This window comes from Neisseria sp. HMSC078H04 (assembly GCF_001838135.1).
Lineage (GTDB): Bacteria > Pseudomonadota > Gammaproteobacteria > Burkholderiales > Neisseriaceae > Neisseria.
The window spans coordinates 318,616-328,312 of the sequence record NZ_KV835852.1 but is presented as its reverse complement, the minus strand read 5'-3'; the positions used below and the strand labels follow the sequence as shown (position 1 = coordinate 328,312).

General features: G+C 50.8%; 11 protein-coding genes. 5 read left to right on the top strand and 6 right to left on the bottom strand.

Annotation, left to right across the window (positions count from 1 at the left end):
- Together HMPREF2560_RS10240 and trxA are read left to right on the top strand one after the other, a co-directional pair.
- Positions 1-1,111 (top strand): ATP-binding cassette domain-containing protein (locus HMPREF2560_RS10240; protein ID WP_070873862.1); only part of this gene is annotated, 1,111 nt, incomplete at its 5' end.
- A 126-nt stretch (positions 1,112-1,237) separates the two neighbouring features.
- Positions 1,238-1,570, top strand: a complete 333-nt coding sequence (trxA, locus tag HMPREF2560_RS10235; protein WP_004520846.1) for a thioredoxin TrxA — start codon at positions 1,238-1,240, stop codon at positions 1,568-1,570.
- Between the two features lie 61 nt (positions 1,571-1,631).
- Here trxA and HMPREF2560_RS10230 read toward each other — a convergent pair whose 3' ends face one another.
- The 6 genes from HMPREF2560_RS10230 to HMPREF2560_RS10205 form a co-directional block, all read right to left on the bottom strand.
- On the bottom strand, positions 1,632-1,949 hold the full coding sequence (locus tag HMPREF2560_RS10230; RefSeq protein ID WP_070607746.1) for a DUF2322 family protein: 318 nt from the start codon (positions 1,947-1,949) through the stop codon (positions 1,632-1,634).
- A 97-nt stretch (positions 1,950-2,046) separates the two neighbouring features.
- Positions 2,047-2,673: a uracil phosphoribosyltransferase gene (gene upp, locus HMPREF2560_RS10225; protein ID WP_070734623.1), complete on the bottom strand. Its 627-nt coding sequence runs from the start codon at positions 2,671-2,673 to the stop codon at positions 2,047-2,049.
- Positions 2,674-2,819: 146 nt separating this feature from the next.
- Positions 2,820-3,131: a Grx4 family monothiol glutaredoxin gene (gene grxD / locus HMPREF2560_RS10220; protein ID WP_003681608.1), complete on the bottom strand. Its 312-nt coding sequence runs from the start codon at positions 3,129-3,131 to the stop codon at positions 2,820-2,822.
- Positions 3,132-3,219: 88 nt separating this feature from the next.
- Positions 3,220-4,470, bottom strand: a complete 1,251-nt coding sequence (locus tag HMPREF2560_RS10215; protein WP_070607753.1) for a glutamate-5-semialdehyde dehydrogenase — start codon at positions 4,468-4,470, stop codon at positions 3,220-3,222.
- Positions 4,471-4,479: 9 nt separating this feature from the next.
- A complete protein-coding gene (proB, locus tag HMPREF2560_RS10210; RefSeq protein ID WP_070607755.1) occupies positions 4,480-5,283 on the bottom strand; it encodes a glutamate 5-kinase in 804 nt (267 codons plus the stop codon).
- Positions 5,284-5,546: 263 nt separating this feature from the next.
- Positions 5,547-6,332 (bottom strand): inositol monophosphatase family protein, encoded by a 786-nt coding sequence (locus tag HMPREF2560_RS10205; protein ID WP_003681056.1) that lies wholly within the window; start codon positions 6,330-6,332, stop codon positions 5,547-5,549.
- 175 nt (positions 6,333-6,507) lie between these two features.
- On the opposite strand from HMPREF2560_RS10205, the gene HMPREF2560_RS10200 reads away from it, so the two are divergent.
- The 3 genes from HMPREF2560_RS10200 to HMPREF2560_RS10190 are packed head-to-tail and all read left to right on the top strand — an operon-like array spanning position 6,508 to position 9,527.
- The gene (locus tag HMPREF2560_RS10200) at positions 6,508-7,323 is read left to right on the top strand and encodes an RNA methyltransferase (protein ID WP_070608080.1); all 816 of its coding nucleotides are present in this window, start codon (positions 6,508-6,510) and stop codon (positions 7,321-7,323) included.
- Positions 7,324-7,362: 39 nt separating this feature from the next.
- The gene (locus HMPREF2560_RS10195) at positions 7,363-8,232 is read left to right on the top strand and encodes a DUF1853 family protein (protein ID WP_070607759.1); all 870 of its coding nucleotides are present in this window, start codon (positions 7,363-7,365) and stop codon (positions 8,230-8,232) included.
- A gap of 35 nt (positions 8,233-8,267) precedes the next feature.
- Positions 8,268-9,527 (top strand): RsmB/NOP family class I SAM-dependent RNA methyltransferase, encoded by a 1,260-nt coding sequence (locus HMPREF2560_RS10190; RefSeq protein ID WP_070607762.1) that lies wholly within the window; start codon positions 8,268-8,270, stop codon positions 9,525-9,527.
- Positions 9,528-9,697 lie beyond the last annotated feature (170 nt).

Below are 9,697 nucleotides of genomic sequence, written 5' to 3'. Positions count from 1 at the left end.
CGGCCAACGCCAACGCGCCATGATTGCCATGGCCGTATCAGCCCAGCCCAAGCTCCTGATTGCCGACGAACCGACCACCGCTTTGGACGTTGCCGTTCAAGCCCAAATCCTCGACCTGCTCTCACGCCTGCAGGAAGAACACGGCATGACCATGCTCTACATTACGCACGACTTAAACCTTGTGCGCCGTTTTGCCGACGATGTCGCCGTTATGCGTGACGGCCGTATCCTCGAAACCGGCAAAGCAGCCGAAGTCTTCGCCAATCCTCAGCACGAATACACTAAAATGTTGCTCAACGCTGGCACAACGCGACGCGTGGCTCCCTTGCCTGAAAACCCTGCCACCGTCCTTAAGGCCGAACAAATCGCCTTTTCCGTCAAAGAATCAGACGGCTGGTTTAAAAAACGCGACAAAACCATTCTCAACCCCGTTTCTTTCGATCTCAAATCGGGGGAAACATTGGGCATCATCGGCGAAAGTGGCTGCGGCAAAACCACGCTGGCCAAAGCCGTTATGCACCTTATCGATTCCGAAGGCAGTCTGATTGTCAACGGCGAGCCATGGAAACGCGAATTACGCCGCGAAATCCAAATGGTGTTCCAAGACCCGTTCGGCGCATTCAATCCGCGCATGAACGTCTTCGATACCGTTTCCGAAGCCTTACGCGTACACGAACCTGAAATGCCGCGTGAAGAAATGCGCCGCCGCGTTCAAGAAGTCCTCAAACAAGTCGGCCTGCCCGAAGACGCACTCGAACGCTATCCGCACGCATTCTCCGGCGGCCAGCGCCAACGCCTCGCCATCGCCCGCGCCATCATTGTCCGCCCGAAAATTCTCGTATTGGACGAACCAACCAGCGCGCTTGATGTCCAATGGCAACAACAAATCCTTGAATTGCTCAGCGGCCTGCAAAAAGAATACGGCCTCGCCTTCATCATCATCAGCCACGACCTCGCCGTCATCCGCGCCATATCCCACCGCGTGATGGTGTTGAAAGACGGTAAAATCGTTGAAGAAGGCGAATGCGAAAATGTGTTTGCCAATCCAAGCAGCGACTACACGCGCCATTTGATTGCCCACTCCGGCCACATGGTCCAAGAGGCCGTCTGAATCTTTAAGGATTACGATAGACGCATTTCAAAAAAACTATTACCGGGCGGCGGCACTTGAAATTTTCCCTGTCTGCCACTATTCTGAATAATGTATTTATCGATCCCCATTCAAAAGGAAACAAACATGAGCAGCGAATTGATTATCCACGCCAGCGATGCCAGCTTCGAACAAGACGTTTTGAAATCCGACGTACCTGTATTGCTGGACTTCTGGGCACCATGGTGCGGCCCTTGTAGAATGATCGCCCCAATCTTGGACGACATTGCCTCCGAATTCCAAGGCCGTCTGAAAGTCGTTAAAATCAATATCGACGAAAATGAAGTCACTCCTGCCAAATTCGGCGTTCGCGGCATCCCTACCCTGATGGTGTTCAAAAACGGCAAAAACGTTGCAACTAAAGTCGGCGCATTGGCTAAAGGCCAACTGACTGCATTCGTTGAAGCTTCTATCGCTTAAGGCTTTAAGCATATAAAAAGGCCGTCTGAAAATTGTTTTCAGACGGCCTTTTTTGTATCGGTTAAGCAGCCAATGGTTTCAAAGTCAGGCTGATATTTTCAGCTTTTACTTTAAACAGCAAATCAATATTCGGATGTTTGCCCGGATTGGCTTCGGCATCGGCAACATGCTCGGCAAACCATGCCAAGCCGCGTTCTGCCGCCGCTGCATCCAGCTTGCCGTCAAACTCTTGCGCCAAAGCATGGTAAAGCTTGAGCGAGCCTTGTTTGCCGGGTGCATTGGGAATGTGATGAACCACATTGCCCTCTTTATCGAGAATATCCAAGCCGCTCAAACGGTCGATGGCAGGCATGGTGGCCAGATTATCTTGGAAGCTCATGATTGTCCTTTCTGATGTGGGTTTTAAAGCAAACCATATAACAAGGCCGTCTGAAAGTTTAGGTTTGACACTTTTCAGACGGCCTTAAACATTTCAATTAACGTGTACCGAAAATCTTATCGCCGGCATCGCCCAAACCGGGGATGATGTAGCCGTGTTCGTTCAAGTGGCTATCGAGTGCGGCAGTGTAGATGGTTACATCAGGATGAGCCTCGTTGACGGCTTTCACGCCTTCCGGTGCGGCAACCAATACCAATGCTTTGATGTTACAGCAACCTTTAGCTTTCAAAAGGTCGATGGTGGCAACCATAGAGCCGCCGGTCGCCAACATTGGGTCGATAATCAGCGCGGGACGTTCGTCCATGCTGTCAACAAATTTTTCAAAATAAGAAACCGGTTTCAAAGTTTCTTCATCGCGCTGCAAGCCGACAACGCTGATTTTGGCAGTCGGAATCAGGTCGAGTACGCCGTCAAGCATACCCAAACCGGCACGCAAAATCGGGACGACGGTCAGCGTTTTGCCTTTGATGCGGTCGCCTTCGATAGAGCCGCACCAGCCGTCAATAATGTATTTTTCAATTTCAAAATCACGGCTGGCCTCATATGCCATCAGACGTGCCAACTCGGTGGTAAGCGTGCGGAATTTGTAAGTGCTACAATCCGCTTCACGCATCAGCGTGAGTTTGTGGCGGACTAAAGGGTGGTTGATAACGGTAACGTTCATGTTGATTTTCCGAATTGCGTTGATGGAGGGGAATTATACTTTTTTTCGCATGGCGCGCAAAGTGCGTATTCATGCGAAAGGCCGTCTGAATCAGGGTTTCAGACGGCCTTTGTCAACAATTTTACATTACGGAATATTGTGGATAATTAAGCTTTCAGCAATTCTTGCAGTTCGCCGGCTTCGTACATTTCCATCAAAATGTCAGAACCGCCAACAAATTCGCCGTTAACGTACAGTTGAGGAATAGTCGGCCAGTCGCTGTATTCTTTAATGCCTTGGCGTACGGCATCATTTTCCAATACGTTGACGGTTACATAGTCGGTGCAACCTGCCGCATTGAGGATTTGTACGGCGCGGGAAGAGAAGCCGCATTGTGGGAACTGCTTCGTACCTTTCATGAACAATACGACGCGGTGGGTGGTTACGACTTCTTTGATTTGATCGTGGATAGAGGACATGGTGTGTTCCTTTTTACTAAATCGGTTGTTCGGGAAAAATCAAATTTCCCGCCATTATACGCAAATTGATGAAGTTGAGGGGCGTTTATCAACGTCGGATCTGACCGTTGCCGTTGATGTAGAACTTGGTCGAAGTCAGCGCTTCCAAACCCATCGGGCCGCGGGCGTGCATTTTTTGGGTGGAAATACCGATTTCCGCGCCCAATCCGAAAACAAAGCCGTCGGTGAACCGAGTGGACGCATTGACATAAACCGCCGCCGCATCAATGCTTTCTTGGAAAAACTCGGCATGGGCAATGCTTTGGGTCACAATCGCTTCCGAGTGATGCGTCGTATGGCCGTTAATCCAATCGACGGCTTCTTCCACAGATTTCACTGTCTTGACCGACATAATATAGTCAAGAAACTCAGTCTTGTAATCTTCCTCGGTTGCCAAAACAGCATTTTTAAACATACGCAATGCTTCCTGATCGGCTCTAAATTCGACCGGATGCACTTTGACAATAGCTTCTTCCAGTTTGAGCAAAAACGCTTCCGCTATCTTTTCATGAACAACCAAAGATTCAGCGGCATTGCACACGCTCGGACGCTGCGTTTTCGCGTTCATGACGATATTGACCGCCATCTCCAAATCGGCACTGTCATCTACATAAATATGGCAATTACCGACCCCGGTTTCAATGACGGGAACTTTCGATTTCTCTTTCACCGTCTGAATCAAGCGCGCGCCGCCGCGCGGAATCAGCACATCAATATAATCAACCGCCTGCATCAATTCCTCGGCAGCGGCATGACTGGTATCTTCAACCAGCTGCACCACATCGACATCCATTCCCGCCTTTACCAAAGTCTGCCTGATGACGGCAATCAATGCAGTATTGGAATGGATGGCATCGCGACCGCCGCGCAAAATAATGGCATTGCCGGTTTTAAAGGCCAGAGAAAACGCATCGACCGAAACATTGGGTCGGCTTTCAAAAATCATGGCGACCACACCCAAAGGCACGCGTTTTTGAACAATCTTCAAACCGTCCAGATTGGTATAGCCGCGGACAACCTGCCCAATCGGGTCCTGCAAATCGGCAACCTGCCCAACGCCTTCCGCAATGCCTTTGATGCGTTCGTGATTCAAACGCAGCCTATCGAGCATAATGTCCGAAATGCCGTTTTCTTTTGCAGCGGCCAAATCACGGGCATTTTCCGCCAAAATCATCTCAGCCTGTTCAACCAAATCCTTTGCAACCTGACGCAGCAAATTGTTTTTTTCCACGCTTCCCAAGCTGATTAACGTTTTACTGGCTTTTTGGGCATTCTTGCCTAACTGTTCGATATAGCTCATCAAACCTCCCTATTTCTCTTGTGCAAACCACGTTCCGATAGGCGCGCCATCTAAAACCTGAAGGATATCGCGCGGATTGGCGCTGTTCATCAACACCATCTGGCCGTGATGTTCAAACATCATCTGCGCACTCTTTATCTTACTGAGCATGCCGCCCGTACCAAACTTACTGCCCGATCCGCCGGCAGAAGCAATAATTTCTTCGGTAATATCGGCAACATGGCTGCGCAGCTTGGCATCGGCGTGAACAGCCGGATTTTTATCAAACAAACCGTCGATATCGGACAACATAATCAGCAAATCGGCTTTAACGATTTTCGCTACAACTGCCGACAAACGGTCGTTATCGCCAAACTTGGTCGCATGGTCCATCTCGTCCACGCTGACCGCATCGTTCTCATTGACAATAGGAATGACGCCGATGGAAAGCAGGGATTCAAAAGCATTGGTAACGTTTGCCAAACTTTCCGGATATTCGACCACATCACGCGTCAGCAGGATTTGCGATACCGTCATCCGATAATGGGAAAAAATCTGCGAGTAAAGGCTCATCATGGCCACTTGGCCGACGCTGGAAACAGCCTGCTGCTGCGCCATTTCCGCCGGACGTTTTTCCATATTGAGGACATTCAGCCCAAAGCCCATCGCGCCGGAAGACACCAGCACAATTTCTTTGCCCTTACTGACCAAGCTGGAAATGACAAAGGCCAGTTGGTCGATTTTTGCCAAATTGATTTTACCGTTTGGCAACACCAAAGAGCTGGTTCCAATCTTAATGACAATGCATTTTACTGCTTCAAAATCTCGTTTCATTATTCTCCTCTGCTTTCTATTTTTATGATTGCATACGGCATTATTTCAGCCAAGCTAATCCACATCATAACTGCGAAACAATAGAAAATACAGACAAAATTAAAAACGCTTCCTTTAAAAGCCGTATTTTCAGCTCTTATCCGAATCTGTTAACAACAAAACAAAAGGCCGTCTGAAACCCTATTTCAGGTTTCAGACGGCCTTTTACCGATTGTTGAAACTCTAGCCTGCTACGATAAATACAGATCGTTCCCTACAAACGCTTATTGGTGTTCAGAAATAATTTTCAGCATTTGCGCCAATACTTTAGGATTGGCCGCAACGATGTCGCCGCTTTCCAACCAGCCTTCATCGCCGGACATATCGGTAACGATACCGCCTGCTTCTTGGACAATCAATGCACCGGCGGCAATGTCCCAAGGTTTGAGGTTGAACTCAAAGAAACCGTCCAAACGGCCGGCCGCAACGGCACACAAATCCAAAGAAGCCGCGCCTTCACGACGGCCACCGGCGGTTTTGGCCAAGAAATCTTTCAAAATCGCCAGATACTTGTCCATCATGCTTTGATCGACAACAGGGAAGCCGGTACCGATCAGGCAGCGGTTCAATTCAATGCGGTTGGAAACGCGGATGCGGCGGTCGTTGAGCAACGCGCCTTTGCCGCGGGAAGCCATGTACACGTCGTTGCGCTCAGGTGCGTACACCAAAGCTTCTTGCAACACGCCTTTATGCAGGAGTGCCATAGAGATGGCGTATTGAGGATGGCCGTGGAGGAAGTTGGTTGTGCCGTCGAGCGGATCGATAATCCATTCGTACTCGGCGGTGGCTTTACCGTGGGAGCCGCCTTCTTCGCAAGTGATTTTGTGATGCGGATAGGCTTCTTTGAGCGCTTCCACCAAAATCATTTCGGAACTGCGGTCAACATCGGAAACGAAGTCGTTGAATGCTTTGCTGTCTACTTTGACGGCATCCAGATTGCCGGCGGCGCGAATCATCATTTGCCCTGCTTTACGGGCGGCTTTGAAAGCGGTATTTAAAAACGGATTCATGGTTTTCTTCCTAATTCAGGTAAAATACGCCCTAATGCGCCGAACAAGGCACACAAGAGGCTGTTAATCGTTTCCGATGCTGTTAAAGAACATTTCAGACGGCATGAAAAAAGGCCGTCTGAAAACAAAAAGATGGCGCATTATACCTGATTCCCGTACAAACAGAAAACAAAACATGACTTCCGAAAAACCTGCCCTGCCCGCTTATCTGGACAACATCCGCATCATCCTCACGCGCACCAGCCATCCCGCCAATATCGGCTCCGCCGCGCGCGCCATGAAAACAATGGGCCTGCACAAACTGACCATCGTCGCCCCCAATCTGATGGCAACGCCGATGACGGAGAATCCGCCCGTGTTCGATCCGGAGCATCCGCAATCATTTGAATTACCGGAAGAAAGCTTTATCCTCGCTTCCGGCGCGGCAGACGTTTTGGAAAATGCCACCATTGCCGCCTCTTTGGACGAAGCCCTTGCCGACACCACCATCGCCTGCGCCCTGACCAGCCGCCGCCGCGAAATCACCGCGCCGCTGCAAACGCCGCGCAATTTGGTGCCCGAATTACTGCAGTCCGCCAACCGTGGCGAAAAAGTGGCACTGGTTTTCGGCAACGAGACTTTCGGCTTGAGCATCGAAGAAGTCCAAGCCTGCAACCGACTGATGACCATCAACGGCAATCCCGACTATTTCTCACTCAACCTCGCCCAAGCTGTGCAGGTCGTGTGCTACGAAATCTTCAGTCAAACCGATTCGCCCATGACCCATCTGCAACAGGAAGACCACGCCGCGACCCACGAGCAAATCAAAGGCATGGTCGCCCACATGGAAAGCGTGATGAACGACATCGGCTTTTTCAACCGCCGCAACGGCGAGCGCCTGATGCGCCGTATGCAGAGCCTGTTCGGACGCGCCAACACGCAAACCGAAGACATCGATATCCTGCGCGGTTTTTTCAATACCGTCAGCCACCGTATCCATAAAAAAGACTGATTAAGGCCGTCTGAAAACATTTCCAGCCTTTCAGACGGCATGACTGATATTCGGATAAGCATGAATTACGCCCTAGACGCATTATGGTGGAAACTCACCAGCCAACCCGTCCGCGACCTCGCCTCGCTGCTAACTGCGCCGCCTTTGTGGCAAAGCGGTTGCGAATTGAGCGTGCGCGAACTATTGGGGGAACACGGTTTCCGTTACCTTTTGGCATTGGACGCCGATCCCGCTCCGCTGACGGATTACCTTGCCCAACGCGCCCCGTTCGGCCACCGTCTCGGCATTTATGCCGAAGAGCTGCTGGCTTTCTGGTTTGCCAACGCGCCGCACGCCAAACTGCACGCATACAATCTGCCCGTTTTTTCAGACGGCCAAACTTTAGGCGCCGCTGATTTTGTCGTTTCCCTCAACCAACAGCCCTACCATATCGAGCTGGCGTGTAAATACTACGGCGGAGACCAAGTGCAAAACCTGCGCGGCCTCAATCCTAAAGACACGCTGACGGACAAGACCGCCAAATTGGTGCAGCAATCCCAGCTACTGCATACGCCGCAAGGCAAAACAACCTTAACCGCACAAGGTCTGTCGGAAAATCCGCTCCCTGCTTCCATCGTGCGCGGCATCGGATTTTTTCCACAAGGTTTCCATGCTTTTGAGCCGCCACTTAATCCATACGGCTGGCGCGGCATCTATATTCAAGATTGGGAGGAATACGAGTTTGAACGCCAAGAAGCGCGTTATCACTTGCTCGACCGCATGGCCTATCTTGCACCTGCGCGTGTCGCCGAAACCGAAACATTGAACGAAACCAAAATCCGCCGTATCGACCAAGGCTTGATTGCCGTTTTGGAATTACGGCCGGACGGCTTTTGGCACGAAATCGAACGCATCATGAAGGCCATCTGAAACCCTTTACTAACTTTAAGAGAACCCATTACATTATGAACGCCGCACAACTCGACCATACCGCCAAAGTTTTGGCTGAAATGCTGACTTTCAAACAGCCTTCCGATGCCGTCCTTTCCGCCTATTTCCGCGAACACAAAAAGCTCGGCCGCCAAGACCGCCACGAAATCGCCGAAACCGCCTTTGCCGCGCTGCGCCACTATCAAAAAATCAGCACTGCCCTGCGCCGTCCTCACGCGCAGCCGCGCAAAGCCGCACTCGCCGCACTGGTTCTCGGCAGAAGCACCAACATCAGCCAAATCAAAGACTTGCTCGATGAAGAAGAAACAGAATTCCTCAGCAATTTGAAAGCCCGCAAAACCGAGTTTTCAGACGGCCTGAATACCGCCGCAGAATTGCCGCAATGGCTGGTGGAACAGCTGCAACAGCATTGGAGTGAAGAAGAAATCCTCGCCTTCGGCCGCAGCATCAACCAACCTGCCCCGCTCGACATCCGCGTCAATACTTTGAAAGGCAAACGCGACAAAGTGCTGCCATTGTTGCAAGCCGAAAGTGCCGATGCAGAGGTAACGCCTTATTCGCCTTGGGGCATCCGCCTGAAAAACAAAATCGCGCTTAACAAACACGAACTGTTTTTAGACGGCACGCTGGAAGTCCAAGACGAAGGCAGCCAGCTGCTTGCCTTATTGGTGGGCGCAAAACGCGGCGAAATCATTGTTGATTTCTGTGCCGGAGCCGGCGGTAAAACCTTGGCTGTCGGTGCGCAAATGGCCAACAAAGGCAGAATCTACGCCTTCGACATCGCCGAAAAACGCCTTGCCAACCTCAAACCGCGCATGACCCGCGCCGGACTGACCAATATCCATCCCGAACGCATCAGCAGCGAACACGATACCCGTATCGCCCGACTGGCAGGCAAAGCCGACCGTGTGTTGGTGGACGCGCCCTGCTCCGGCTTGGGTACTTTACGCCGTAATCCCGACCTCAAATACCGCCAATCCGCCGAGACCGTGGCCAACCTTTTGGAACAACAACACAGCATCCTCGATGCCGCCTCCAAACTGGTGAAACCGCAAGGCCGCTTGGTGTACGCCACCTGCAGCGTGTTGCCGGAAGAAAACGAGCTGCAAGTCGAACGTTTCCTGTCTGAACATCCCGAATTTGAACTCGTCAACTGTGCCGAACTGCTGCAAAGCCTGAAGATCGATTTGGATACCGGAAAATACCTGCGCCTCAACTCAGGAGAACACCAAACCGACGGCTTCTTTGCCGCTGTATTGCAACGTAAGGATTAAGGTTGAAAAGAGGCCGTCTGAAATCCTTTCAGACGGCCTATTTGATAGATTTTTTACATTAAAATCATTAGATACGATAGTCGCGCTCTGCAATAATATACTTTAAGGCATGTATCTCGACCTTTTATCAGAATATTGTGAAAAGCTGGAAAAAATGCTTTATGCTTTGT

Excerpts from the sequence above, each read along its gene's own strand:
- trxA (WP_004520846.1), top strand. The coding sequence starts at position 1,238 with ATGAGCAGCGAATTGATTATCCACGCCAGCGATGCCAGCTTCGAACAA.
- HMPREF2560_RS10230 (WP_070607746.1), bottom strand. The coding sequence starts at position 1,949 with ATGAGCTTCCAAGATAATCTGGCCACCATGCCTGCCATCGACCGTTTG.
- upp (WP_070734623.1), bottom strand. The coding sequence starts at position 2,673 with ATGAACGTTACCGTTATCAACCACCCTTTAGTCCGCCACAAACTCACG.
- grxD (WP_003681608.1), bottom strand. The coding sequence starts at position 3,131 with ATGTCCTCTATCCACGATCAAATCAAAGAAGTCGTAACCACCCACCGC.
- HMPREF2560_RS10215 (WP_070607753.1), bottom strand. The coding sequence starts at position 4,470 with ATGAGCTATATCGAACAGTTAGGCAAGAATGCCCAAAAAGCCAGTAAA.
- proB (WP_070607755.1), bottom strand. The coding sequence starts at position 5,283 with ATGAAACGAGATTTTGAAGCAGTAAAATGCATTGTCATTAAGATTGGA.
- HMPREF2560_RS10205 (WP_003681056.1), bottom strand. The coding sequence starts at position 6,332 with ATGAATCCGTTTTTAAATACCGCTTTCAAAGCCGCCCGTAAAGCAGGG.
- HMPREF2560_RS10200 (WP_070608080.1), top strand. The coding sequence starts at position 6,508 with ATGACTTCCGAAAAACCTGCCCTGCCCGCTTATCTGGACAACATCCGC.
- HMPREF2560_RS10195 (WP_070607759.1), top strand. The coding sequence starts at position 7,363 with ATGACTGATATTCGGATAAGCATGAATTACGCCCTAGACGCATTATGG.
- HMPREF2560_RS10190 (WP_070607762.1), top strand. The coding sequence starts at position 8,268 with ATGAACGCCGCACAACTCGACCATACCGCCAAAGTTTTGGCTGAAATG.